Raw genomic sequence first — 26589 nt, forward strand, 5'->3', positions numbered from 1 at the left:
TGCGATTATCCCTAAAATGAAACCAGGCGGTTAAAACCGCCTGGTGTTACAACGCCTGTTACTAGCTTAGCAAGAGTTGTTAAAAAATTCAGTAAGTCCCTAAAGCTTATTAAAAACACGCGCCAGGCGACCGGTGCCGCTCACCCGGACAGGCGACTCGTTGGCCGCGACAAAGGCGGATTCACCCGGTTTAAGCACCAGACGCTCGCTATCTTTATGCAACGTCGCTTCGCCTTCCACACAGAACAGGATCGCTGCGCTCTCCTGTGCAATGGCGGTTTCGTCTGCGCTGAGGTCGTGCAGCGAGAAGGCAAAATCGTCAACCGGAATCGGGAAGTCCAGCTCTGCGCCGTTTTTCACCGGCTGCGTAAGCAGCTCCGCAGCAGGTTTCGCCACGAACTTCACGTTGGCAACCAGCTCAGGGATGTCGATGTATTTTGGCGTCAGGCCCGCGCGCAGTACGTTATCGGAGTTAGCCATCACCTCCAGCGCCACGCCGTTCAGGTAGGCGTGCGGGGTTTCAGCGAACAGGAACATTGCTTCGCCCGGGTTGAGCTTCACCACGTTCAGCAGCAGCGGAGAGAAGAGACCGCTGTCGTCCGGATAAAACGCGGAAATTACGCGAATGGTGTCCCATGGCTCACCCTGCTGGCTGTTCAGCGCGGCTTTCAGCACCGCCAGCGCGTGGGATTTTTCCTCGCCCTGCATATTCAGCAGGCTGGCAAACAGCTCGCTCAAGGCTTCTGCGTTCGGGTTTTCCAGGAAATGGGCGATCGCGTTGTGAGCCCCGGCGACCAGTTGCAGCAGGGAGATGATCTCGGAAAACTCGCGGAAGGCATTCATCGCCAGGAAAGGGGTCAGGGCGAAAACCAGTTCCGGCTTGTGGTTAGGATCTTTGTAGTTACGCTCTGCGGCGTCTAACGGAATACCGGCGGCATTTTCTTTGGCAAAGCCCAGCTCAGAGGCTTTTTTGTTCGGGTGAACCTGAATGGAGAGCGGCTGGTCGGCGCACAATACCTTGAACAGAAACGGCAGCTCACCAAAACGATTCGCCACTTTATCGCCGAGCAGTGCGGCTTTGTCGGCGTCGATGACGTCACGCAGGCTGCGAACCTGACCGCTGGCATCTTCAATTTTTGAGCTGCTCTTCGGATGCGCGCCCATCCACAGCTCTGCCATCGGCAGGTTGTCCGGGTTGGCGATACCGTAGAGATCCGTTAACGCAGTTTTACTTCCCCAGGCGTAGTTTTGCACTGAGTTGATGAGTTTTTGCATTATCAAGCCCTGATTCATATGTGGAATTAACTCCGCGTATTAAAGCAATAAACCGAATGGAAGTAACCTGCGGATGTAAAAAGTCGTACTAGTCTCAGTTTTTGTTAAAAAATTGTGTAGGATAAGCTGACTCGCTTTTAAGCCGGGCAGCGGAACATCTGCCCTGAATAAACAGACCGAAGCAGTAAGTGAGAGAACAATGTCGAATAAACCCTTCCATTATCAGGATCCTTTCCCCCTCAGTCAGGATCAGACCGAGTATTACCTGTTAACCCGCGATTACGTTTCTGTCTCTGAGTTTGAAGGGCAGGAGATCCTCAAAGTTGACCCGCAGGCGCTGACGTTGCTGGCGCAGCAAGCCTTCCATGATGCTTCCTTTATGCTCCGTCCGGCGCATCAGCAGCAGGTTGCTGATATCCTGAGCGACCCGGAAGCCAGTGAGAACGATAAGTACGTTGCCCTGCAATTCCTGCGTAACTCTGATATCGCGGCGAAAGGCATTCTGCCGACCTGCCAGGACACCGGCACGGCGATTATCACCGGTAAAAAAGGCCAGCGCGTCTGGACCGGCGGCGGTGACGAAGCGGCGCTGGCGCGCGGCGTTTACAATACCTACACCGAAGACAACCTGCGCTATTCGCAAAACGCGGCGCTGGATATGTACAAAGAGGTGAACACCGGCACCAACCTGCCTGCGCAGATTGACCTCTACAGCGTCGACGGTGACGAGTACAAATTCCTCTGCATCGCCAAAGGCGGCGGTTCAGCCAACAAAACCTATCTTTACCAGGAAACCAAAGCGCTGCTTACCCCGGGCAAGCTGAAGAATTATCTGGTCGAGAAGATGCGCACCCTCGGCACCGCGGCCTGCCCGCCGTACCATATCGCGTTTGTGATTGGCGGTACGTCTGCCGAAAGCACCCTGAAAACCGTTAAGCTGGCCTCAACCAAATACTACGATGGCCTGCCAACGGAAGGTAACGAACATGGTCAGGCGTTCCGGGACGTGCAGCTTGAGCAGGAACTGCTGGCCGAAGCGCAGAATCTGGGCCTGGGCGCGCAGTTTGGCGGCAAATACTTCGCGCATGACATTCGCGTGATCCGCCTGCCGCGCCACGGTGCTTCCTGTCCGGTGGGCATGGGCGTCTCATGCTCGGCGGATCGCAACATCAAGGCGAAGATCAACCGCGACGGCATCTGGATCGAGAAGCTGGAGAACAACCCGGGCAAATATATTCCTGAAGAACTGCGTAAAGCGGGCGAGGGGGAAGCGGTTCGCGTGGACCTGAATCGTCCGATGAAAGAGATCCTCGCGCAGCTTTCGCAGTATCCGGTTTCAACGCGCCTTTCCCTGAACGGGACGATTATCGTGGGCCGCGACATCGCCCATGCGAAGCTGAAAGAGCGCCTGGACAACGGCGAAGGGCTGCCGCAGTACATTAAAGATCACCCGATCTACTACGCAGGCCCGGCAAAAACGCCTGATGGATATGCTTCCGGCTCGTTAGGCCCAACCACGGCGGGTCGTATGGACTCCTACGTCGACCAGTTGCAGGCAAACGGCGGCAGCATGATCATGCTGGCGAAAGGCAACCGCAGCCAGCAGGTGACGGACGCGTGCCACAAGCACGGCGGCTTCTACCTCGGTAGCATCGGTGGCCCGGCAGCGGTGCTGGCGCAGGGCAGTATCAAGAGCCTTGAGTGCGTGGAGTACCCGGAACTGGGTATGGAAGCGATCTGGAAAATTGAAGTGGAAGACTTCCCGGCGTTCATCCTCGTGGATGACAAAGGTAACGACTTCTTCAAACAGATCCAGTCTTCCCAGTGTTCGGCGTGTGTGAAGTAAGTCTGTAAATTGCCGGTTGGCGCTGACGCTTACCCGGCCTGCATTCTCGTAGGTCGGGTAAGGCGCAGCCGCCACCCGACATCAAAAAGAGCGCACAAAGCGCCATAACGTTTCTCAGAAGTCATCAATACTTATCTCTTAAGCATGTGAGCAATCCCATCTTTGTTATCAAGGAGTAAGTAATGACAATGCATCGCCGCGAGAAAGACTCCATGGGCGCCATCGACGTCCCGGCCGACAAGCTATGGGGCGCACAAACCCAGCGTTCGCTGGAGCATTTCCGCATTTCGACAGAGAAAATGCCCGTCTCGCTAATCCAGGCGCTGGCGTTGACCAAACGCGCTGCCGCCAAAGTCAATCAGGATCTGGGCCTGCTGGATGCCGATAAAGCCACCGCCATCATCAATGCCGCCGACGAAGTGCTGGCGGGCAAACATCCCGACGAATTCCCCCTTGCCATCTGGCAGACCGGCTCAGGCACCCAGAGCAACATGAACATGAACGAGGTGCTGGCGAACCGCGCAAGCGAGCTTCTTGGCGGCGTGCGCGGCATGGAGCGCAAGGTCCACCCGAACGATGACGTGAACAAAAGCCAGAGTTCCAACGACGTGTTCCCGACGGCCATGCACGTGGCGGCCGTCATCGCAATCCGCGAGCAGCTTATCCCGCAGCTCAACGTGCTTAAATCTACGCTTAACGAGAAAGCGCAGGCCTTCCGCGACATTGTTAAGATTGGTCGTACGCACCTTCAGGACGCCACGCCGCTGACGCTTGGTCAGGAGATCTCCGGCTGGGTGGCGATGCTGGAGCACAATCTTAAGCATATCGACAACAGCCTGCCGCATCTGGCGGAGCTGGCGCTCGGCGGGACGGCGGTGGGCACTGGCTTAAACACCCATCCCGAGTACGCGGTGCGCGTGGCCGAAGAGCTGGCGAAGATCACCGGGCAGCCGTTTGTTACCGCGCCGAATAAATTCGAAGCGCTGGCGACCTGTGATGCGCTGGTGCATACCCATGGCGCGCTGAAAGGGCTGGCGGCCTCGCTGATGAAAATTGCCAACGACGTGCGCTGGCTGGCCTCCGGCCCGCGCTGCGGCATCGGCGAAATCAGCATTCCGGAAAACGAGCCGGGCAGCTCCATTATGCCGGGCAAAGTGAACCCGACCCAGTGCGAAGCCATGACCATGCTGTGCTGTCAGGTGATGGGTAATGACGTGGCGGTTAACATGGGCGGCGCGTCGGGTAACTTCGAGCTTAACGTCTATCGCCCGATGGTGATCCACAACGTACTGCAATCGATTCGTCTGCTGGCCGATGGCATGGAGAGCTTTAACGAGCACTGCGCGGTGGGCATTGAGCCTAATCGCGAGCGAATCAGCCAGCTGCTGAATGAGTCTCTGATGCTGGTAACGGCGCTGAACACCCATATTGGTTATGACAAAGCGGCCGAAATCGCTAAAAAAGCGCACAAAGAGGGGCTTACCCTGAAAGCCTCTGCGCTGGCGCTGGGCTACCTGACGGACGCCGAGTTTGATGCCTGGGTCCGCCCGGAAGCGATGGTGGGCAGCCTCAGATAATCACTGCGCCACATACAGGTGCAGCCGCGGAATAATCAGCTGTAGCGGCTGCGCCTGGGGTTTATAGCGATGCTGAACGTTTTCAGCATCGTAATTCAGCAGTTCCCCGATATCCGGCACCACCGCACCCTGATCGGCATCGTAGAGCGCAATCAGCGGCGTCGGGCAGGCGTATTGCACCTGCTTTTGTTGTCCGGCGTACCAGACGCGGGCGATAGGCTGTACCTTCACCGGACGCTTTATTTTAAGACGGGTATCAGCTGGCAGGGAGGCAATGCTGTGGTACTCCTGCTCCAGCCGTTCAATCCACTGTTCCCGCGACCACGGGGCGACCGTTCGCGGCGATTTCAGGCTTTTCTCCAGCTGAGCCAGGATCTCATCGCGCGTGAAATTTTTAATGATGTGCTTGTTGGCCCAGCCGAAGCGCAGCGTGGCGGGGTGGCGCAGTACCGTCAGCGTGCGGTAAGCATTCAGGGTGATCAGCCCCGGAAGCTGGCGATGCACCCATTCAAAACGGGCAGCCGGCGCCAGCCCGGACTCAACGGTTACAATCTTCTCGAAGGCGGCTTTCAGCGTATTGATATGCGTAATCTGCGCCTCAATTCCTTCACGCGTTGCGGCATCCGTTTGCAGGCAGATGACGCCGGGCAGGCGAACGGCGGCCTTACTGCTGCGATTTTCGGACTGCTGCTGGATGAAAAGGCGACGAAAGTGCTGCAACGTCATTTCCAGCGCCGCCTTGCCAATATGCTGCGTCACCTCAATGGTGTTCATCGGGTCGTGCTCCGCGCCTTTCGCCACCTCGGGCAGGGAAAAGACGCGGGCGGCCAGCAGGCGGCAGTCCTGAAGTTGCCCCGTGAGGGTCAGTAACGCCTGCTCTATTTCCCGAAATGTGGTGTTAAGCCTTTCGATGAGATCGTAAGTTGCCATAACAGCCCTTAATTAGTTACAACATACTACTGATATAGCATAACACGCCGGGTCAGGCCAGCGTGCGGTTTAGGTCAGGCAGGTACGGGAAGGGGAATATTGTGATAGATCGGCCAGCTAAAGACGAACCGGGCTCCACCCAGCTCGCTCGCTTCGCAGCGAACCGAACCGCCCATCGCCTGGGCAATAGAACGGACAATAGCCAGCCCCAGACCACAGCCGCCGGTAGCCCGGTCGCGGCTGGGATCGAGGCGCACAAACGGCTCAAAAACTTTTTCACGCTCCGCCGGCTCAATGCCGGGGCCATCATCTTCCACACACAGAATCGCCTGGCTTCCCTGCAAATCTAAACCTATGCGCAGCGTCGTTTCGCTGTAGCGCATGGCGTTGTTCATCAGATTATCCAGCACGCGTTCCATCAGGCGCATGTCCAGTGCGCCGTACGCGCCGGGGGTAATGGCTGTCAGCAGTTTTCGCTGAGGGTTAACGCTCTGCACATCGTTAATATGCGTCTGTAGCCAGACGGGGAGATCCGGTGTACTGAGGTGCAACTCCGTCTGAGGCCGATCGAGGCGGGCATAGGTCAGCAGCTCTTCAATCAGCGCTTCAAGCTGGCCAATATCCCGATTGAGCGCCTGCGATTCCGCCCCGGTGAGGTTCTCGCTCATCTCCAGGCGATAACGCAGGCGTACCAGCGGAGTGCGCAGTTCATGCGCAATACCATCGATCAGCTGCTTCTTGCTGGCAATCAGGGCGTTGATGTTATCGGCCATCTGGTTGAAGGCAATACCGAGCCGGTCAAAACTGGAACCGCTGTCGAAATGTATGCGTTCAGTTAAATGACCCTCCCCAAAACGCTGTGCGGCGGATTCCAGTTTCAGCATGTCCTGCCAGTGCGGTCGCATCCAGATGAACACAGGTAAAGCGAGCGAAATGGCAATAAAGCCCAGCAGAGCGAGATCCAGCAGGCGCATCTGGTGCAGGTAATAGAGATAGGGCACTGGCCCGACGGCCAGAACATAATGGCTGCGCGGAATACGCTGAATGAAGGTATATTTCTCGTCCAGTGCGACGATGTCTCCGTCGCGCAGACGCTGCATCGCAGGCGGCGCTAAGTCAAAATCCTTCATGGGTTCGATACGCAAATCAAACGACAGATTCAGATCCAGCTCTTTTAACGTGCGCGCCCAGTCATGAGGAGGAATTTCTCGCAGCTCGCTACGCATCAGATAGAGCGAGCTTTTCATCAGATCGTCCAGGGATTGCCTGCCCGCGCGCTCTGCGGTGAATTTGTAGACCAGCCCGACCAGCATGGTCATCACCAGAAAGCAGACAAACAGCAGGAGATAAAACTGCACAAACAGCTTTTTCATTGGATAGCACCGCTAAATCAATCAATTAAGAACCCGGCTTTACTTCGTCAGCCCTGCGTGGACATCCATATCACCACAGGAGCGAAGAAGGTTGATGATACACTTTCTTCGGAAACAGAGGGAGCAAAGTGAACAGCACGATTATGCGGAATAGTTAAATTTAAAGGGCAATGTCGTAAAAAAGCCTGCATTTTGCAGGCATTAATAATGATGAATTGTAATTTTTCTCATTCTGAGTGAAATAAATGCTGTGTTGTTAACCGGACTAGTGACAGAAAATATTATAAATATTGTTTGGCAGCATCAGATATTTCCTGAGAGGTAAGTTCCCTGTCTGAAGCAACATAGATAGAATTATGATCTCCCGTCAACGACGGAAAGCTTGCAGTCATGATCTGAAGATTAATTTCTTCACCATCCGGATATGTCTGGCGTACAGACGTTATGCCCTTAAGCACGATAATGACTTTGCTGGGGTTGGCATTAAAAAAAATGATCACCTTTTTCATATATCACTCTATATCTCTTTGTGATTGTGTAAGGTAAGTATGTTCCAGAAGCGTGGCTCCTTTCCATTTTTTGCTCTCTTTGGGAAATAAAAGCAAGCAATATCCTGCCTTAACGTGTATGGTGGCAATCCTTTTCATTCAGGAGCAGCCTATGTCGGGACGTAAAAACTCGCAACTTCGTCGCAATTATTTAGTCAAATGTTCATGTCCAAACTGCGCTAAAGAGTCAGAGCACAGTTTCACTCGCATACAAAAGGGGGCCCAGCTTGTCTGTCCCTACTGTAGCGCTTTGTTTAAATCCTCTCAGCGTCTCTGAAGAAATACTCATACAAGAAGTGGAAGAGACGATGTTTTTCGCGGCCGCCTGACCTCAATAACACTTTACTGATTTACAAGCAGTTAGCATCGGATTGTAGACTGCTTGTGCAGTCCACGAGCCAGAAGCAACATCATCGTCAACGCGGCTGTGTGCTGATATTATTTATCGCAAAGCGTTACATTCGCAGCAGCAGGGCCTTTATCGCCGCTTACGATGATAAATTCGACTTTCTGACCTTCAAAAAGTGTTTTGAAGTTCTCTCCCTGAAGGGCAGAGAAATGCACGAAAACATCTTTGCTGCCATCTACAGGGGAGATAAAACCAAAGCCTTTATCTTCCTTAAACCACTTAACCAGACCTAAAAATTTTGATGACATAAAGACTCCATTTGAACATTTCCGAAGTGATATAAAAGCTAATAAACATATAATGCTAAGGTGTGGACTCAAAAGGAGGGGATATCAGCGATAGCGCCTGGTTATGAGAATTGTCATGCAACTTGTCCAACTATTATTGGATCGGACTAACGAGACCATTAATGCACGGGCAGGGTTAATTAGCAATTTTTATTTTAGCCTTCCGGATGGCTTGCTTAAAATTGCACAATAAAAATTAATTTGGTACAAGAAGCCAGAGTTGCCAGGCGTGACTACAGCCCAAATGTCCCCACAGGAGCATTTGGGCTGTAGTCACGGAGATTTATCCGGACAAAGGCGGTGCAGCAGAAATATTAATTATCTTGATCTCAATATTTCCGATTTTCGCTAATGTCTGGATTTACCTGTGCTGACAATCAGTGGGTTGGTGGCAAACCCATGCGGGCATTTCCGCGCGTTGCAATGCACCGCGTAAGTGCATATCTCCTCGTGCTGGTTTCGATTGTATGGGCAGGCCATCTTGTTTTTAATTTCACTCCACAACATTTCGTTGTAAGGTGATATGTTGTATATCGATATAGGCTTGAAAATACCATTTATGAAGACGCCATTTTTTGTCGGATATATCCTGTCACCGGGGTACAAATAGACATCGCTTTCATACCAAATGATGAGTTTCAAGAACTTGAGTCCCAAGATGCTTGAATAAACGATTCCCGTGTTAGGACAAATTACCGAGCTAATGACTCTCCATGACATTGCTATACCTCTTTCATTAAATAATTGAGAGAGTATAAGGTTTAGCATGAGAATTAGATTTCTGCAAACACGTAAGCTATTGAAAAAGATCGATATTATTTATATGTTTGCCATTATCCCCTTTGTTTTCATAAGGATAAGATAATGATTAAGTCAATTGTAAAGATCATTTTTAGCCTAATGTGCATTTAAGTGACGGATTTTTGATCGATGATGGTGCCTGCTCTGCTGAATATATATTGTACTTTAGCAATCAAATACATTAGCGCTACTTTTGTTTACGCGAAAAATGCACATCGAAATAGAACTGGAGAGAGGAATCAGACCAGGGGATATGTCATAACTGACGATGCATATAATCGATAACTTTCGACGAATATCGATAACAATTCCGATGCATCGTCAGTTATTTTTCGAATATTCCTGTTTGCTCCTTTTTCAGGTTTCCCAGGCGTGCGGTGCAAACAGATAGCCCTTGTTGCGTACGGTTTTGATGCGGTAAGGTTCCGTGGCGTTATCCAACAGTTTTTTACGCAGTCGTGAAATCGCCACATCAACGCTACGATCCATTCCGTCGTAACTTACGCCGCGCAGATTTTTCAGTAATGCATCCCGGTCCATAATTTGTCCGGCATGGGTTGCTAGCTCCCACAGCAGGTCAAAATCTGCGGTTGAGAGCGCAATCAGCTCCCCGGAAAGCATAACCTGCCGGTTGACCGGGTCGATAGAAAGTGTGCCGAAACGCATCGCTTTATGCGGCGTTAAGGAGGGCGCAGGCGCTTCACGCTCAGCGCTGGCACGCTGACGCAGATGGAGGCGTAAACGGGCTAGCAGAACCGCCGGCGGCGTGGTTTTCAGGATGTAGTCGTTTGCGCCCATCTCAAGCGACAGAATATGATTCATATCGCTGTCGAGAGAGGTCAGCAGCACGATCGGGCCGTCCCATTTCGCGCGCAGATCCCGGCAGAGCGTCATACCATCTTTCCCGGGCAGCATGATGTCCAGCAACACCAGATCCGGATTTTCGCGGTTGACGACGTCTTCAGCGCGATCGCCACGAGGCTCGACAACCACTTCCATATCATGTTTACCCAGATAAGCGGCGATTAATTGCCCCACCTCGGGTTCATCTTCAACATAAACAATCTTATTCATACAACGTCTGTCATCGCGAAAAACGTCAACATACACCGCGCAACCTTAACCTTCCATTAATCTTTCAAAATTAGCCGGAGTTCCGTTATCCTGCACGGGAATGTTATTTGATTGTTAAGGGAAAAGAATGGGGCTGGTGATAAAAGCCGCGCTGGGTGCGCTGGTCGTGCTGCTGATTGGGGTGCTGGCTAAAACGAAGAACTACTACATTGCCGGGCTGATCCCGCTGTTTCCCACCTTTGCGTTAATCGCGCACTATATTGTGGCCTCTGAGCGGGGTATTGAGGCGCTGCGCGCCACCATTGTGTTCGGGATGTGGTCGATCATCCCGTATTTTATTTACCTGCTGTCGCTGTGGTACTTCACCGGTTTTCTGCGTCTGCCCATGGCGCTGGGCGGGGCGGTGGTCTGCTGGAGCCTCAGCGCCTGGGTGCTCATCTTCTTCTGGAGCCGCTTTCACTAGCGCAGGGGGCGGCCACCGTCCACGGCAAACGTTCGGCCCGTGACGTAACAGCTGGTCAGCAGATAATCGATCAGGTCGATCACCTCTTTCTCGCCGGGCGCAATTTTCATTAACGACTTGTTGAGCGCCTGCTGACGATACTCGGCATCATCGCCTTCGTTAAATAAAATCATCGCCGGAGCAATCGCGTTGACCTTTACCTCGGGCGCCAGCTTGCGTGCGAAAGAGCGGGTCATATTATCCAGCGCGGCTTTGCTGGCCGCATAGGCGATGTGTTTGTCGCTTCCTCGCTCCACCACGTAATCGGTGAAATGGATAATGTCTCCTGCGGCATGGCCGTGTCCGCGCAGCAAATCCTGTAGGGCATGGTTGAGCAGATAAGGCGCATTAACGTGGATCTGCATCATGCAGGCGAGCGTTTCGCTGAGTGAATGTCCTGCTTTTTCGGGAAGCCAGGTACTGGCGTTGTGAATAACCGCCCGCAGTCCGTGGGTGGTCGACTTCACTTTGTCCGCGAAGGCGAGAATACCTTCATCTGTGGAGAAATCCGCCTGAATGCAGACTGCTCCGGCATTTCGTAGCCCTTCAATGGAGGGATATTCCGTGCGGTAACTGACGATAACCGGATGGCGAAGATTGAGAAAGTGATGGGCGAGGGCGAGGCCAATGCGACGGCCTGCGCCAGTGATCAATATTGGGCGTTGCTGCGTGTGTCCCATCGTAATCTCCTTTTCAGTTCAACAATGGGACAGGCGGCGCTATCCCATTAACATCCACGTTGCCGGTACGGCAGCGACTAACAGCAAACCTATCAATGCCATTTCGCGGCGCTTAAGGGCATTATCAAGCTGATGTGTACGGCGAGCGTAGATAAACACCAGCAGGCCCGGCGCGTAGAGCACCACGGACAGCAGCAGATGCATCGGTCCGGAAGCATACAACAACCATAGACCGTAAATACAGGCGCCGACGCCTACCGCATAGTGTGCCGGGCGGGTCGCAATTTTTAACAGATATGCGCCCACTAAGAAATAGGGTACCAGAATCATCTCGGAGGCGATGGTCAGCAGCGTGTTATAGTCCGATCCTGTGAGCCAGATCAGCACCAGACAGACCTGCACGCTGATGTTGGTGAGCCACAGAGAGGCCGATGGTGCACTGTTTTTGTTCTGACGGGCAAACAGGCGCGGGAACGCTTTGTGCGTGGCGGCCAGGAACGGGACTTCCGCTGCCATAATGGTCCAGCTCAGATAGGCGCCGCAAACGGAAACAATCAGACCCGCCGCGATAATCACGTCCCCCCAGGGGCCCAACATTTTCACCATCAGCCCGGCCATGGACGGGTTACGCATTTCCGCCAGTTCAGGGCGGGCCACCACGCCGAGCGACAACAGCGTCACCAGCAGATAAACGCCCAGCGCCGCCAGTACGGCCAACAGCGTGGCGCGTCCCACATCGCGCTTGTTACGCGCGCGGGCAGAGACCACGACGGCACCTTCAACGCCGATGAACACCCACAGGGTGATCAGCATGGTATTTTTCACCTGTTCCCAAACGGGGACGCCCAGCGCAATGCCGCTGAAATCGAGCGTAAAGACATCAAGACGGAAGGCGAGGAAGGCCAGCACGACGAACAGGCCAAGCGGCACCAGCTTGGCCAGCGTCGCCACCAGGTTAATGCTGGCTGCGGTCTGGACGCCACGCAAAATCAGCCAGTGAACTATCCACAGCAGGACCGAGGCGCCGACGATGGACTGCCAGGTATTGCCGTCGCCAAACAGGCGCAGTTCGGGCGTATCGGTAAAGAAGCTGAGCGCCGAGAAGACGATAACCAGATAGGAGACGTTGGCGATCACCGCGCACAGCCAGTAACCCCAGGCGGAGCAGAAGCCGATCAGCTCGCCGAAACCTTCCCGGGCGTAAGTGAATATTCCGCCGTCCAGATCCGGTCGGATACGGGTCAGCAGCAGCATGGCGAACGCCAGCAGCAAAATCCCGACACCGGTAATGCCCCAGCCAATCAGTAATGCGGCCGGGCTGGCGACGGCCGCCATGTTCTGCGGCAAACTGAATACGCCCGCGCCCAGCATTGAGCTCAATACAAGTGCAGTTAAAGCACTCAGGCCAAGTTTCTTTTCCATTGGCTTCCTGTTATGAAAAGTCCAAATCCAGAATAATTATTTCGCTAAGGCGCATAAAAATGGTGGATCACGCTAAGGCGCGGGATTTTACGGAGTGTGAAGGATGCATGCAATGACGTGTGGCAGAAATCAGAAAAAAAGTAACAAAAAAGGCGGCACTGCGCCGCCTTTATGAAACCGTTTTGTTACTTGTACAGATCGGCGCTGATGGTCAGGTTGTTACCACGTTCCTGCCACTGGCGGGTGATGTGGTAATACTTCGCGCCTTTCTTCGCAGCACGCTTCGCCACCTGATAGGAGATTTCCGTCATGTTGCCATAGTTGCCCGTAAACTTGATGCTGTCGAACGGAACCATCTGCGCGGCAGTGGCTTTGTTCAGCTCTTCAATTTTCGTGCCGTCTGGTAACGTAACGGTATAACGACCGCCTTTGGTGGATTGGGTTTCAAAGAAACGACCCACTTCAGCGCTTGGTGCCGCCGAGGTTGCAACGCCCGGAATTTCCACTTTCTTCGCTGCTTCACCGCCTTTCGCTAACGCGGCACGTCCCGCATCTGAATCCGCTGGAATGGCATCCGGGCTTTGTACTACGCGTTTTTTCGCATCTTGCTTATAGATGAAGGCGGTGATGCGCTGGTTTCCGCCCTGGTTGGCATCAACCTGACGCACGATATAGAACGCGTAAGCGCCTTTTTCTCTCGCGGCTTTGGTGATGGCATCGTTAACTTCAGGCTGGCTGCGGTAGAAGCCCTGAACGGTCACGGTGTCATACGGTTCCAGCTGAACAGCCTGATCTTTCGGCAGTTCAACAATGCCGTTAATCACGCGGTTTTTCTGTTCATCTGCTTTTGGGGCATTCTCTTTGTACAGCGCAATCGTCACGCGCTGGTTGCCGCTGTTGCCCTGATCGGACTGGTCAACAACGTAAAACGAGGCAGCGCCGTTTTTATCGGCGGCTTTTGATGCGGCGGCGACGGCATCGCCAATAGAGTTATAGCGACCCACAATGACCGTATGGTCAAAAGGTTTTAACGCTGCCGCTTGCTCCGGCGTCAACTCTGTCGCGGCATTCGCAGACAGGGCGGTCGCGGAAAGAAGTGCGGACGCCAGGAGTGTGTTCTTAAGCTTCATAAAAATAATCCTTCGCCTTGCGCAAACCATGTACTGGTGTTGTTGTTAATTTGAGACGGTCCCGATTATGGCATTTAACACCCGTCGCTGTCTGCGGCATTTTTCACAGCCTGTGCTCACCAAAGGACCTGATTCGATAACATTTTGTGATATGTGGAAAAAACAGGCGTTTCACAAGCAAAACTGATTAAGCATATGACTTTTACAAGTTAATTTAATGTTAATGAGTTGTTCTTTTATGGCGCTATATCATGTTTTTACCGCTTCGCTTGCGCGATTTATCGGTCCTGAAGGCGAATTTAAGGTAAATATCTCTGTCAGTGACCCCGATCGCTTATTTTTCACAGATAAAGTAAGAAATAGTGTTTTCTGGCGGTAGATCACGGGCGCTATTTTCAGTAGGTTATAGAAAGTTTGTTACTGTTTTATTTTCCGGGGTTAATCATTCTCCGTCGATATCTCGATGGTGAAAATTGATACAAACCGTGGGCAATTATCGACAAACCATCATCAAAAACCGATGGAAGGGAAAACTATGCGTATTGGGGTACCAAAAGAACGGTTAGCCAATGAAACCCGCGTAGCGGCAACACCAAAAACGGTGGAGCAACTGCTTAAACTGGGTTTTACCGTCGCGATTGAAAGCGGCGCGGGCAAACTGGCGAGTTTCGATGACGAGGCCTTTACTCAGGCTGGCGCGGACGTAGTGGACGGTGCTGAGGTCTGGCAATCACCCATCATTCTGAAGGTCAACGCACCGGAAGAGAGTGAAATTGAACTGCTGAACGCGGGCACTACGCTTGTGAGCTTTGTCTGGCCAGCCCAAAACCCGGAGCTGATGGAGAAGCTGGCAGCACGCGGTGTCACCGTGATGGCGATGGACTCCGTGCCGCGTATTTCGCGCGCGCAGTCTCTGGATGCGCTGAGCTCCATGGCGAACATTGCCGGCTATCGCGCCATTGTCGAAGCTGCGCATGAGTTTGGTCGCTTCTTTACAGGTCAGATTACGGCGGCAGGTAAAGTACCACCCGCGAAGGTGATGGTGATTGGTGCCGGTGTGGCAGGTCTTGCCGCTATCGGGGCCGCAAACAGCCTGGGCGCTATTGTTCGCGCGTTTGATACCCGGCCGGAAGTGAAGGAGCAGGTGCAGAGTATGGGCGCCGAATTCCTTGAGCTGGACTTCAAGGAAGAAGCGGGCAGCGGTGATGGTTACGCGAAGGTCATGTCTGAAGCCTTTATTAAGGCGGAAATGGCGCTCTTTGCGGCGCAGGCAAAAGAGGTGGACATCATTGTCACCACCGCGCTTATTCCGGGTAAACCGGCGCCGAAGCTGATCACCCGTGAGATGGTGGATTCCATGCAGCCGGGCAGCGTTATTGTCGATCTGGCGGCGCAAAACGGCGGTAACTGTGAGTATACCGTGCCAAACCAGGTCACGACGACCTCGAACGGCGTGAAGGTGATCGGTTATACCGACCTGCCAGGGCGTCTGCCAACCCAGTCCTCTCAGCTGTACGGCACGAACCTCGTTAACCTGCTGAAGCTGCTCTGCAAAGAGAAAGACGGCAACATTACCGTTGATTTTGATGATGTGGTGGTGCGTGGCGTTACCGTGGTGCGGGAAGGGGAAATCACCTGGCCTGCACCGCCGATTCAGGTTTCCGCTCAACCTCAGGCTGCGCCGAAAGCGGCGCCAGAGCCCGCGGAGCCAGCAAAACCTGCGTCGCCGTGGCGCAAATACGCCATCATGGCGCTGGTTATTATCCTGTTTGGCTGGCTGGCGGACGTCGCGCCAAAAGAGTTCCTTGGCCACTTCACCGTCTTCGCGCTCTCCTGCGTGGTGGGTTACTACGTCGTGTGGAACGTCTCCCATGCGCTGCATACCCCGCTGATGTCGGTCACCAATGCCATCTCCGGGATTATCGTGGTTGGGGCATTGCTGCAAATTGGTCATGGCGGCTGGATCAGCTTCCTGAGCTTCATCGCAGTGCTGATCGCCAGTATCAATATTTTCGGTGGTTTCACCGTGACTCAGCGCATGCTGAAAATGTTTCGTAAAGGCTAAGGGGTAGCATATGTCTGGAGGATTAGTTACAGCCGCATACATTGTTGCTGCAATCCTGTTTATTTTCAGTCTGGCGGGGCTTTCCAAACACGAAACGTCTCAGCAGGGAAATAACTTTGGTATCGCCGGGATGGCGATTGCACTGATTGCCACTATCTTTGGGCCGGACACCGGCAACGTGGCGTGGATCCTGGTGGCGATGATCATCGGCGGCGCGATTGGTATTCGTCTGGCGAAACGCGTTGAAATGACCGAGATGCCGGAGCTGGTTGCCATTCTGCACAGCTTCGTGGGTCTGGCGGCGGTGCTGGTGGGCTTCAACAGCTACCTGTATCACGAACCGGGCCTGGAGCCGATTCTGGTGAACATCCACCTGACCGAAGTGTTCCTCGGCATCTTCATCGGTGCGGTGACCTTCACCGGGTCGATTGTGGCTTTCGGCAAGCTGCGCGGGAAGATCTCGTCTAAGCCGCTGATGCTGCCTAACCGCCACAAGCTGAACCTGGCGGCGCTGGTCGTTTCCTTTGTGCTGCTGGTGGTCTTCGTGCGTACCGAAAGCGTAGGCTTGCAGGTGCTGGCGTTACTGGTGATGACCATCATCGCGCTGGCCTTCGGCTGGCATCTGGTGGCGTCTATCGGCGGAGCAGATATGCCGGTGGTGGTTTCCATGCTGAACTCCTACTCCGGTTGGGCGGCGGCGGCGGCAGGCTTTATGCTGAGCAACGACCTGCTGATTGTCACCGGTGCGCTGGTCGGTTCTTCCGGTGCGATCCTGTCTTACATCATGTGTAAGGCGATGAACCGTTCGTTTATCAGCGTCATCGCGGGTGGCTTCGGTTCTGACGGCTCATCAACCGGTTCTGATGAGGAAGTGGGTGAACACCGTGAAATCAGCGCGGAAGACACCGCAGAGATGCTGAAAAACTCGCATTCCGTCATCATCACCCCAGGCTATGGCATGGCGGTGGCGCAGGCGCAGTATCCGGTGGCGGAAATCACCGAGAAACTCCGCGCGCGCGGCATCAAGGTTCGCTTTGGTATTCACCCGGTGGCGGGGCGTCTGCCAGGCCACATGAACGTGCTGCTGGCGGAAGCGAAGGTGCCTTACGACATCGTGCTGGAAATGGACGAGATCAACGATGATTTCGCCGACACCGACACCGTGTTGGTGATTGGCGCCAACGACACCGTTAACCCGGCGGCGCAGGACGACCCTCGTAGTCCGATTGCGGGTATGCCTGTTCTCGAAGTGTGGAAGGCGCAGAACGTCATTGTCTTCAAACGCTCTATGAACACCGGCTATGCTGGCGTGCAGAACCCGCTGTTCTTTAAAGATAACACCCACATGCTGTTTGGCGACGCCAAGGCCAGCGTGGATGCGATCCTGAAAGCGCTGTAATTGCGCTTCATCCTGACAAACCGCCCCCCGGGGCGGTTTTCTTATTTCTGCGGCCAGCTTTTCTCCTCTGTCTATACTTTACCCTTTGTGTAATACGAGGAGGTGTAATGCGATTTTTGTCCCGCTTCGACATCATCGAGCTGATGATGACGCCATCTTTCTGGATCGGCGTCGCCACGGTGGTTTTTGTGACTCTGCTGGTGTACTGGCTGCTGACGCGCCTGATCGCCTTCGTTAAGAAAGGGATCACTACCTGGGGCGACAAGCACCCCACCACCAACCGGATGCGTTTTATCCTGACGGATATGCTTAACCGCACCAGCCGCTTCCTGCTTTTTGTCGTGGCGCTGTTATTCAGCCTGCGTTTCGTCGACTTACCGGATCATCTCTTTGGTACCGTGAGCCACGCCTGGTTCCTGGTCTTCGCTATCCAGGTGGCGCTGTGGATGGATCAGGGGGTGGTGTCGTGGCTTCGTCACGTCATGCTGGCGCCGGGAAGCCATAAAAACCCGGTGACGCTGGTGATCACGGGGCTTATCCTCCGTGCCATAGTCTGGTCAGTGATGCTGCTGTCTATTCTTGCTAACGCGGGCGTCAACATCACTGCTCTGGTTGCCAGCCTTGGGGTAGGGGGTATTGCAATCGCCCTCGCGGTGCAAACGATCCTGAGCGACGTGTTTGCATCGCTTTCCATCGGTTTTGATAAGCCGTTCGAAATTGGCGATTTTGTGGTGTTTAACGATGTCGCCGGGACAGTAGAGCACATTGGCCTCAAAACCACCCGTATCCGCAGCCTGAGCGGGGAGCAGATTGTCTGCGGGAACGCCATTCTGCTGCAACAGACGCTGCATAACTACAAACGGATGCAAACGCGCCGGATCGTCTTTACCTTCGGGGTTGCCAGCGACACGGCGCCGGACAAACTGCGTTCAGTGGGTGATATGGTCAAACAGATCATTACCGACGTCGGGGAAACGAAGTTTGACCGCGCCCATTTCCTGGGCTTCGATCGCGATCGCCTGACCTTCGAGGTGGTCCATATCGTTAATACGGCGGACTACAACAAGTACATGGATATTCAGCAGGAGATCAATATCCGTATTCTGGAGGGGCTGAACCAGCAGGAGATCAAGCTGGCGCTGCCGAGCATGGTTCTGCACGCGCCCTGGATGAATGCCGGCGACGAGGCACCGACGCAGCGGTTGAGCGAAGCGTAATAAAAAAGCCCGCCGTTACCGGCGGGCTTTCATTTTGGGGTCAATCGTCTTCCTCATCGTCCAGTTCAACCGGCGTTTGATACTGATCCGGTTTGATGACCAGAAGGTCGCAGCGCAGGTGGTCAATCACCTGCTCGGCGGTATTTCCCAGGAACGCGGCAGAGATACCGGTCCGGCCAATGGTGCCCAGCACCACAATCCCGGCCTGCAAATGCTCCGCCAGATCCGGAATAACCTCTTCCGGTAACCCTTTTTCTACGTGCGTCATATTCTCATCGATACTGAATTTCTGGCGCAGCGCTTTCATGGCCAGCAGATGCTGACCGCGAATCGCGTCGTTATACACGCTCGGGTCAAATTCAGGCAACTCGATGGCGATATTGATTGGCGTAACCGGATAGGCACCCACCAGATGGACTTCGGTGTGGTTAACCTGGTCGGCAAGCTGGATGGTTTCCTTCACCAGCTTCTCGTTCAGCGAATTGTGATAATCCTCTTCGCTGGCCAGATTCACCGCCACGACGGCTTTCCCGCCCTCAGGCCATGGCTGATCTTTCACCATCCATACCGGGCAAGGGCATTTGCGCAGCAGGTGCCAGTCGGTTGGAGTGAAAATCACGGATTCCAGTTTGTCATGCTGGTGCGCCATTTTCAGCAGCAGGTCATGCCCTCCGGCCACCACTTCCTGAATAATGGCTTCGAAAGGTCGGTTGTGCCAGACCACTTTGATATCAATCGGTACGCCCGCTTCCAGGTAATATTTCGCCTGCTCGCGGATCCACGCGGTACGCTGGCTGATCACTCCCTGACGCATAGCGGTGCGCTCGTCAGGCGACAGAAGGGTGGTCATCTCGTATGAGAAGTCATAAATCGGCAAAAAGGCTTTAATTTTGCCACCAATCCGTTGATGTAAATACACAGCACGTCGTAATGCCGGCTGATCGTCCTGATTAGGATCGATAGCCACCAGCATGTTTTGATACTTTGCCATACAGGTCTCCTTACTACTGTCACCACAGTCTGTAAGTAAAAGAGTAACCTATATATCTTGAATGAAACAGGGGGGAAGTTTTTGCCAGATCAATAATCATGAAAATTTATCGACCTGGCATAAGATATCCGGGAGAGTTATGCCACGTTACGTGAGTGACCCGCCAGAATGGCCAGCGCTTCACCGTTTTCGATGGTGATGTACTTACCTTTAACCGCCAGCATTCCGCTCTTCTGGAAGCGACCCAGCAGACGGCTGATGGTTTCCACGGTCAGGCCCAGATAGTTGCCAATATCGCCGCGCGTCATGGTCAGACGGAATTCACGCGGGGAGAAGCCACGCTCCGCGAAACGGCGGGAGAGGTTATAGATAAAGGCGGCCAGACGCTCTTCGGCATTCTTTTTGGAAAGCAGCAGGATCATATCCTGATCGCCTTTAATCTCACCGCTCATCAGACGCATCATCTGCTGACGCAGGTTCGGCATCTTACCGGACAGATCGTCCAGCGTCTCAAACGGAATTTCGCAGACCATAGAGGTTTCCAGCGCCTGAGCAAAGCTCGGGTGATGGCCACTGCCGATGGCGTCAAAGCCGACTAAATCGCCTGCCAGATGGAAGCCGGTGATCTGCTCGTCGCCCTGTTCGGTAATGGTGTAGCTTTTGATAGTGCCAGAACGGATAGCATAGAGCGATTTCAGTTCGTCTCCCGCCTTAAACAGCGTCTGCCCTTTCTGAATAGGCTTTTTGCGCTCGATGATATTGTCAAGCTGATCGAGTTCGTGCTCATTCAGAGTAAACGGGATACAGAGCTGGCTGATGCTGCAATCCTGGCAATGGATAGCACAACCGCCAGACTGAATGCGTCGTATAATTCGCTTTTCCGGGATCATAGGTTTGCTCAAGCCTTAATTGATATTGGTCAATTTTAACATCTTTTTGGTAAGGACGTAAGTCTGGCAAACCCCCAATAAAGACAAGAGACGGCAGCGTGTTGCCATCTCCTTGAAATTCCACAGAATGATTAAGGATTATGAACCTAGCAGGAAGAAAATTAAGCACAAAAAGCCTGGGAATTACAGCAGAAAATACCCTTCGTGACGCAGCAGCCACTCTTTGCGCTGTACGCCCCCGGCATAGCCGGTGAGGGTGCCGTTGCGCCCGATCACGCGATGGCAAGGCACCACAATGCTGACGGGGTTAGAGCCATTTGCCGCACCGACCGCGCGCGCCGCGCCGGCACGGCCAAGCTGTTCTGCCAGCTGACCGTAGTGCATCACCTGCCCGCAGGGAATATTACGCAGCGCCTGCCACACCTCGCGCTGGAAAGGGGTGCCCGCCGTGGCGGTTGGCAGGGTATTAATAATGCTGAGATCGCCCTCGAAGTATGCCGTCAGTTTATCGCTCAGCCCGCCAGGATTACGGGCAGTAATACGCTCGTAACCCTCGGCGCGATAATGGATGTTGAGCAGCTCAACCATCCGGTCGCTGTGCTCTTCCCATTCAACCGCGCGCAGATTGAACGCTTCATCCGCGATAACCCACAGCGGCCCCAGCGGCGTCGCAATCTTATCTTCGAGTAATCTCAGCATCAGTACTCCTTAGTTCAGCCTCGGGTAAACACCCGGTCCAATCGGCAGGCCGACAAGATACCACGCCACCAGCATCACCAGCCATACCCCTAAGAAGATAAGCGGATAGGGCAGAACCAGCGAATAGTAGGTACCCAGCTTAGCCTCCGGTCTGTAGCGTTGCAGGAAGCCTAAAAACAGCGGAACGAAGGGTGACACGGGCGCCAGCGGGATCACCGAGGAATCGGCGACACGGAACAGGATCTGGGCGAACGCAGGATGGAAGCCGAGCATCATAAACATGGGGACAAAGATGGGCGCCAGAATCGACCAGATGGCCGACCCGCTGGCAATAAACATGCACAGCAGGGACGACAGCAGCGCCAGGCCGACAAACGCCGGAACACCGCTCAACCCCGCCGCCTCCAGCGCGTCCGTCAGGCTCACGGCCATAAACTTGCCCATATTGCTCCAGTTAAACATGGCGACAAACTGCGCCAGCGGGAACACCATCACGATAAAACCCGCCATCTCCTTCATCGGCTCAATCATCAGGTGCGGCAGATCTCCCTGACGGCGGATTTTGCCGGTGGCGATGCCGAACGCGAGCGAAACGACGAAGAAGAAGAGAATTATCAGCGGCACAATGCCCTGAATAAACGGCGAGGGCAGTACGGTGTGTTTGATCGGATCGCGCAGCACGCCATTTTCCGGCACCACCATCAGCGCCACCACCGCAATGAACGCCAGCGAGACGATCCCGGCTACGCGCAGGCCGAACTGCTGCTCTTTGCTCAGCGTCTCCAGCTTTTCATCGCTCCGGCCTTCCCATTTACCCAGGCGCGGCTCAATGATCTTATCGGTAATCAGCCCCCCGACAATCGTCAGGACAATCACCGAACTGGCCATAAAGTACCAGTTGTCGATCACGCTGACGTGCATAGTCGCATCGATGGTGCTGGCTGCCTCCGTACTGATGCCGGAGAGCAGCACATCGGTGGTCACGATAAGCAGGTTAGCGGTAAACCCACAGCCGACGCCCGCAATCGCCGACAGCAGACCCGCAACAGGATGACGGCCAACGGCGAGGAAAATCAGCGCCCCCATCGGCGGCATGATCACCAGCGCCGCGTCGGACGAGATATGGCTGAAGAAGGCAATAAACAGCACCATATAGCTGGCATAACGCGCGCTGACGTGCGAGGCCATTTTCACCATCAGCGCAGGCAGCAGACCCACGCGTTCGGCCAGTCCCGCGCCTAACACCAGCGCCAGGATGGCGCCCAGCGGCGCAAAACCGCTGAAGTTTTTAATCACGTTCGGCAAAAACCAGTGCAACCCTTCAACGCTGAGCAGGTTTTTCACTGCCACCATGCTGCCGTCGGCCGGGCTGCGCACGCTCACCTCAAAGGCGGACAGCACGGCCGTCGCGACCATCAGGATGACAATTAAATAGATAAAAAGCAGGAAAGGGTGCGGCACTTTATTGCCGATCCTTTCAACCCAGCCATAGAGCTTACCGGATGGGGAATGCGAAGGTATGGAAGACATACTCATGGGCGTTCCTCGGGACTGTTGTTGTGTTGTGTTTTTTTATTTTAAAGGTGACGGTGTCACGCCCTGCGGGATCGGACACTCGTACGGTTTTTCTGTTATGTGTTGTTCGAACTCTTCCCGGCATTTTCGCAACAGGTCGGCATCCTGAAGCAGATGCAGCGCGGTCGCGCCCATCACTTTTCCGGCCAGCAACATGCCTTTATGGGCAATTGAGGTACGCCCCTGCGCCACTAATTGCCAGGTATGCAGTGGGGTGCCGACGGTAAAACAGGGGCTAAAGCACTGTGCAACAGGCATCTTCCAGCTGACATCCCCCACATCGGAGGAGCCTGCCAGCACGTTATCGGTGATGGCGTAAGGGGCAACTTCATCCACCAGCAGCGTCTCCTGATGGCGTCGGGCAAACGCTTTTCCCTCTTCGGCCCCCGTTGCGGCAATGTTTTTCAGGCTGTTTTGCAGGTCGTTTGCCGTGAGCGTGGCGCGGATTTCACGGGCAAATTCGCGTTCCTCTTCCGTCCAGGCCGGCGTGCCATAATGCTGCAATGCGCGGTACATCGCCGCTTCGAGCGTACGGTTCGGCAGATAGCTGGAGCAGGCTTTATCAAAGCGGCACTCGACGGTGGTTTCGGTCATCATCGCCGCACCCTGGGCGATTTTCTCGATGCGCGCGTAGATCTGCTGCGCATCGGCCATCTCCGGGGCGCGGATCAGGTACAGCACCTCGGCCTGGGCCTGTACCACGTTGGGCGAAATCCCGCCGGTATCGGTGATGGCGTAATGAACGCGCGCTTTTTCAATGATGTGTTCGTTGAGGAAGTTTGTACCGGTGGTCATCAGCGTCACGGCATCCAGCGCGCTGCGCCCCAGATGTGGGGAGTTTGCGGCATGAGCGGCGATCCCCTTAAACCGCCAGGCGGCCTGAATATTGGCCAGCGTGCTGACGTTAAACATCCCGGCAAAGGCCTCCGGGTGCCATGTCACGGCAGCGTCCACGTCGTCAAACAGCCCTTCACGTACCATAAAGGTTTTACCGGAGCCGCCTTCCTCGCCGGGGCAGCCGTAAAATCGTACCGTTCCGCTGCCGCCGTGTTGTTCCAGCCAGCTTTTCACCGCCACCGCCCCGGCGAAGGCAGCAGTGCCTAACAGGTTATGCCCGCAGCCGTGGCCGTTCGCCCCCGGGGTGGCGGATTGCGCCGTCGCGCAGTGCGCCTGCTGGCTTAGCCCGGCCAGGGCATCGTATTCGCCCAGAAGGGCGATAACGGGCTTGCCGCTGCCGTAGCTGGCAATAAAGGCATTGGGAATGCCTCCGGCTTCCCGCGTCAGGGCAAAGCCCTCGGCTTCCAGCGCACTGGCGAGCCGTTCGGCGGACCAGAACTCTTCGAAGCGCGTTTCGGGATGATCCCAGATGTCGTCGGCAATATCGGTAAACGTCTGACATCGCGTGTCGATGGCATCGGCGATAAAAGCGTAGTTCTCCTGCATTACACACCTCGCGTCCACGGGAAATTAAGCGCAGTTCGCGCCAGCGTTTCGATGGCAACGTTCATCACCTGCTCATCAAAATCGAATTTTTCGTTGTGATGTCCGGCGCTCAGCTCGGTGCCGAAGACCATATACGAGGCCATGCCGCCGTTCTGCTGTACGCGGGCCATCATTAGCGTGGCATCTTCGGAGCCCGCAGGCGCTTTGACCTTATTAATGGCATGAGTCACGCCGGGCACCTGGCTTGCCTGTTCGCGCAGATAATCGACCCAGGCCGGAGAAGGGGCGCTGGAGGTCGCCGCCCCCATCAGGTTTACCCCGGCTGTTACGCCGTAGAGCGCCGCCGCGCCGGTAATTACCGCCTGTGCGCGCTCAAAGACATACTGATTAATAGCCTCGCTTTCGCCGCGGGTTTCAACCTTAAGCAACGCATCAGCCGGAACCACGTTGCGTCCGCTGCCCGCCTGCATGACCCCGACGTTAACCCGGGACGCGCCTTCGCTGTGTGGTGCGATGCCATGCAGCGCGATGGCGGCCTGGGCAGCCGCGAGTAGGGCGTTACGGCCCTCTTCTGGTTTACCGCCAGCGTGTGCGGCGACCCCGGTAAAGCGCACGTCAAATTTGGTGGTCGCCATGAAGTTATCGCTGCCGCAGATCACCGTCCCTTCCGGAACGCCGGTCCCGATATGAATGGCGGTAAAGTAGTCCACGCCGTCCAGCGCGCCTGCGGCGACCATAGCCCGCGCGCCGCGCGTACCCTCTTCGGCAGGCTGGAAGATCAGTTTGATGATGCCGTTGAGCTGCGCCTCATGCTGCTTAAGCACCTGCGCGAGCCCCAGACCAATGGTGGTATGCCCGTCGTGGCCACAGGCGTGCATCATGCCCGGGTTGCAGGAGGCAAAACCGTCGCGGAAGGGGCGATGACTTTCGTCAAGCGCTTCGCTTAAATCAAGTGCATCCATGTCTACCCGAAACGCCAGCGTCGGGCCGGGGCGGCCGGTATTCAGGGTCGCCACAATGCCGGTAAATCCGCCCTCAAACGGCGCCAGCCATTTCTCCGGCGCACCCTGCGCCCGGGCGCGGGCAAACTCTCGCGAAAGGGTGGCATCATCGGGCAGTCCCATACGGCTTTCGGCATCGACCACGTCGCGCCCCATCGCCAGTTCGTAGCCCAGCGAGTCGAGGATCTCCGCGACTTTCGCAGCTGTTCGAAACTCTACCCAGCCGGATTCCGCAAAATGGTGGAAATCGCGACGCCATGCGCTCAGTTGTGGAGCTAATGTCTGAATGTACTGCGCCAGTGCGTTCATATCTTTTCCTGTCATCATTAAAATATGTGAACTGCTTCACGCTGTGATAGTTTTTACTTATCACTAATCGTTTTTTCACAGTTTTAACCGTTCAGGAATTACCCTCGCACATCCGTTTCCATTAAAGTAGATGACAGTTTCTTTACTCTGATAAACAACGGTTATCGGTCTCGTTATGTCATTTCAGATTAAATTTCATCAAATCAGGGCGTTTGTCGAGGTGGCGCGACAGGGCAGCATTCGCGGCGCCAGCCGGACGCTTAATCTTTCGCAGCCCGCGCTGACCAAATCCATTAAAGAGCTGGAGGAGGGTATGGCGGCCCAGCTGTTTGTGCGCCGGAGTAAAGGCGTCGCGCTGACCGAGTGCGGGGAAGGGTTTTATCACCGCGCTAATTTGATTCTGGAAGAGCTGCGTGCAGCGCAGGATGACATCCGCCAGCGACAGGGCGAGCTTGCCGGGCAGATCAATATTGGGATGGGAGCCAGCATTTCACGCAGCCTGATGCCGGCCGTCATTACGCGTTTTCATGCGCAGCATCCTCAGGTCAACGTCCGGATTATGGAAGGCCAGCTGGTGTCGATGATTAATGAATTACGTCAGGGTGAGCTGGACTTTACCATCAATACCTATTATCAGGGGCCATACGATCACGAATTTACGTTTGAAAAGCTGTTCGAAAAGCCTTTTGCTGTATTTTGTCGGGCAGGGCATCCGGCGACAGGGGCGACCTCAATTAATGAGCTTCTGCAATATAACTGGACGATGCCTACGCCCCGGGGAAGTTATTATAAGCAGTTGCAGGATACTTTTAACCATCGCTCTCAAATACCGCGAATTGGCGTTGTCTGTGAGACCTTTTCCTCCTGTATTAGCCTCGTCGCACAAAGCGATTTCATCAGCATTTTACCGCAGGAGCTGGGCTGCGATCCGCTTCTGGCGCACCGTCTGATAATGCTGCCGGTTGTCGAAACCCTGCCTAAAGCAGCATATTATTTAATTCAGCGTCGTGATTCTCGCCAGACACCGCTTGCCGAATCATTAATCACGCAGTTTCGAAGGGAAGCCAGGAAATTAATTTAATCAAAATAACAACAATAAAAAAATAGAGTCTGCCCGACATCAGACAGACTCCACAGTACACACAG

General features: G+C 54.5%; 24 protein-coding genes. 8 read left to right on the forward strand and 16 right to left on the reverse strand.

All coding sequences use genetic code 11. The features are described from left to right. Positions 1–99: 99 nt before the first annotated feature. Positions 100–1275 carry a mannose-6-phosphate isomerase gene (gene manA, locus SK50_RS12470; protein ID WP_048229496.1) on the reverse strand — a complete coding sequence of 392 codons (1176 nt, stop codon included), beginning with the start codon at positions 1273–1275 and terminating at the stop codon, positions 100–102. 199 nt (positions 1276–1474) lie between these two features. Between manA and fumA the strand changes: the two genes are divergently transcribed. Next, positions 1475–3121, forward strand: a complete 1647-nt coding sequence (gene fumA / locus SK50_RS12475; protein ID WP_015570656.1) for a class I fumarate hydratase FumA — start codon at positions 1475–1477, stop codon at positions 3119–3121. Between the two features lie 182 nt (positions 3122–3303). After that, positions 3304–4698, forward strand: coding sequence for a class II fumarate hydratase (gene fumC / locus SK50_RS12480; RefSeq protein WP_017693543.1), 1395 nt, complete (start codon positions 3304–3306; stop codon positions 4696–4698). Here fumC and tus read toward each other — a convergent pair whose 3' ends face one another. The 3 genes from tus to SK50_RS12495 all read right to left on the reverse strand — a co-directional run bounded on the left by tus (position 4699) and on the right by SK50_RS12495 (position 7510). Then, a complete protein-coding gene (gene tus / locus SK50_RS12485) occupies positions 4699–5628 on the reverse strand; it encodes a DNA replication terminus site-binding protein (protein WP_032648151.1) in 930 nt (309 codons plus the stop codon). Between the two features lie 74 nt (positions 5629–5702). After that, a complete protein-coding gene (gene rstB, locus SK50_RS12490; protein ID WP_017693541.1) occupies positions 5703–7001 on the reverse strand; it encodes a two-component system sensor histidine kinase RstB in 1299 nt (432 codons plus the stop codon). Between the two features lie 281 nt (positions 7002–7282). Beyond that, positions 7283–7510 (reverse strand): hypothetical protein, encoded by a 228-nt coding sequence (locus tag SK50_RS12495; RefSeq protein ID WP_017384578.1) that lies wholly within the window; start codon positions 7508–7510, stop codon positions 7283–7285. Between the two features lie 151 nt (positions 7511–7661). Here SK50_RS12495 and SK50_RS24100 point away from each other — a divergent pair, with 151 nt between their 5' ends. After that, a complete protein-coding gene (locus SK50_RS24100) occupies positions 7662–7826 on the forward strand; it encodes a YnfU family zinc-binding protein (RefSeq protein ID WP_213083756.1) in 165 nt (54 codons plus the stop codon). Positions 7827–7987: 161 nt separating this feature from the next. Here SK50_RS24100 and SK50_RS12500 read toward each other — a convergent pair whose 3' ends face one another. From SK50_RS12500 to rstA, 3 genes are all read right to left on the reverse strand, one after another. Next, positions 7988–8206, reverse strand: a complete 219-nt coding sequence (locus SK50_RS12500; RefSeq protein WP_048229498.1) for a cold shock domain-containing protein — start codon at positions 8204–8206, stop codon at positions 7988–7990. Positions 8207–8593: 387 nt separating this feature from the next. After that, positions 8594–9013 (reverse strand): anti-adapter protein IraM, encoded by a 420-nt coding sequence (gene iraM, locus SK50_RS12505; RefSeq protein WP_053070546.1) that lies wholly within the window; start codon positions 9011–9013, stop codon positions 8594–8596. A gap of 390 nt (positions 9014–9403) precedes the next feature. Next, positions 9404–10120 carry a two-component system response regulator RstA gene (gene rstA, locus SK50_RS12510; protein WP_015570649.1) on the reverse strand — a complete coding sequence of 239 codons (717 nt, stop codon included), beginning with the start codon at positions 10118–10120 and terminating at the stop codon, positions 9404–9406. A gap of 127 nt (positions 10121–10247) precedes the next feature. On the opposite strand from rstA, the gene SK50_RS12515 reads away from it, so the two are divergent. Then, positions 10248–10583: a GlpM family protein gene (locus SK50_RS12515; protein WP_015570648.1), complete on the forward strand. Its 336-nt coding sequence runs from the start codon at positions 10248–10250 to the stop codon at positions 10581–10583. Here SK50_RS12515 and folM read toward each other — a convergent pair. The 3 genes from folM to ydgH form a co-directional block, all read right to left on the reverse strand. Further along, the gene (gene folM / locus SK50_RS12520; protein WP_003857550.1) at positions 10580–11302 is read right to left on the reverse strand and encodes a dihydromonapterin reductase; all 723 of its coding nucleotides are present in this window, start codon (positions 11300–11302) and stop codon (positions 10580–10582) included. The two genes, SK50_RS12515 and folM, sit on opposite strands and share 4 nt — an antisense overlap. Before the next feature lie 39 nt (positions 11303–11341). After that, a complete protein-coding gene (locus tag SK50_RS12525) occupies positions 11342–12724 on the reverse strand; it encodes an amino acid permease (RefSeq protein WP_003857548.1) in 1383 nt (460 codons plus the stop codon). A 185-nt stretch (positions 12725–12909) separates the two neighbouring features. Then, positions 12910–13854 carry a DUF1471 family protein YdgH gene (gene ydgH / locus SK50_RS12530; RefSeq protein ID WP_045344721.1) on the reverse strand — a complete coding sequence of 315 codons (945 nt, stop codon included), beginning with the start codon at positions 13852–13854 and terminating at the stop codon, positions 12910–12912. A 535-nt stretch (positions 13855–14389) separates the two neighbouring features. On the opposite strand from ydgH, the gene pntA reads away from it, so the two are divergent. From pntA to SK50_RS12545, 3 genes are all read left to right on the forward strand, one after another. Further along, positions 14390–15919, forward strand: a complete 1530-nt coding sequence (pntA, locus tag SK50_RS12535) for a Re/Si-specific NAD(P)(+) transhydrogenase subunit alpha (protein WP_048229499.1) — start codon at positions 14390–14392, stop codon at positions 15917–15919. Between the two features lie 10 nt (positions 15920–15929). After that, a complete protein-coding gene (gene pntB / locus SK50_RS12540) occupies positions 15930–17318 on the forward strand; it encodes a Re/Si-specific NAD(P)(+) transhydrogenase subunit beta (RefSeq protein WP_003857541.1) in 1389 nt (462 codons plus the stop codon). 107 nt (positions 17319–17425) lie between these two features. Beyond that, the gene (locus SK50_RS12545; RefSeq protein ID WP_017694101.1) at positions 17426–18535 is read left to right on the forward strand and encodes a mechanosensitive ion channel family protein; all 1110 of its coding nucleotides are present in this window, start codon (positions 17426–17428) and stop codon (positions 18533–18535) included. A 40-nt stretch (positions 18536–18575) separates the two neighbouring features. Here the strand turns inward: SK50_RS12545 and uspE are convergent, their stop codons facing one another. The 6 genes from uspE to SK50_RS12575 all read right to left on the reverse strand — a co-directional run bounded on the left by uspE (position 18576) and on the right by SK50_RS12575 (position 25443). Beyond that, positions 18576–19526: a universal stress protein UspE gene (gene uspE, locus SK50_RS12550; protein WP_006808916.1), complete on the reverse strand. Its 951-nt coding sequence runs from the start codon at positions 19524–19526 to the stop codon at positions 18576–18578. A gap of 137 nt (positions 19527–19663) precedes the next feature. Further along, positions 19664–20416: a fumarate/nitrate reduction transcriptional regulator Fnr gene (fnr, locus tag SK50_RS12555; RefSeq protein WP_000611906.1), complete on the reverse strand. Its 753-nt coding sequence runs from the start codon at positions 20414–20416 to the stop codon at positions 19664–19666. A 183-nt stretch (positions 20417–20599) separates the two neighbouring features. Continuing rightward, positions 20600–21115: a methylated-DNA--[protein]-cysteine S-methyltransferase gene (gene ogt, locus SK50_RS12560; protein WP_015570643.1), complete on the reverse strand. Its 516-nt coding sequence runs from the start codon at positions 21113–21115 to the stop codon at positions 20600–20602. 9 nt (positions 21116–21124) lie between these two features. Beyond that, entirely contained in the window at positions 21125–22651 is a 1527-nt protein-coding gene (gene abgT / locus SK50_RS12565) for a p-aminobenzoyl-glutamate transporter (protein ID WP_032104209.1), read from the reverse strand. A 36-nt stretch (positions 22652–22687) separates the two neighbouring features. Continuing rightward, positions 22688–24133, reverse strand: coding sequence for a M20 family metallopeptidase (locus tag SK50_RS12570; RefSeq protein WP_045344723.1), 1446 nt, complete (start codon positions 24131–24133; stop codon positions 22688–22690). Then, entirely contained in the window at positions 24133–25443 is a 1311-nt protein-coding gene (locus SK50_RS12575) for a M20 family metallo-hydrolase (protein WP_039270881.1), read from the reverse strand. The genes SK50_RS12570 and SK50_RS12575 overlap by 1 nt, the downstream gene beginning before the upstream one ends. A 175-nt stretch (positions 25444–25618) precedes the next feature. Between SK50_RS12575 and SK50_RS12580 the strand changes: the two genes are divergently transcribed. Next, positions 25619–26524, forward strand: a complete 906-nt coding sequence (locus tag SK50_RS12580; protein ID WP_003857524.1) for a LysR family transcriptional regulator — start codon at positions 25619–25621, stop codon at positions 26522–26524. Positions 26525–26589 lie beyond the last annotated feature (65 nt).

The sequence above is a fragment of the Enterobacter sp. BWH64 genome (assembly GCF_001037645.1).
GTDB lineage: Bacteria > Pseudomonadota > Gammaproteobacteria > Enterobacterales > Enterobacteriaceae > Enterobacter > Enterobacter hormaechei_C.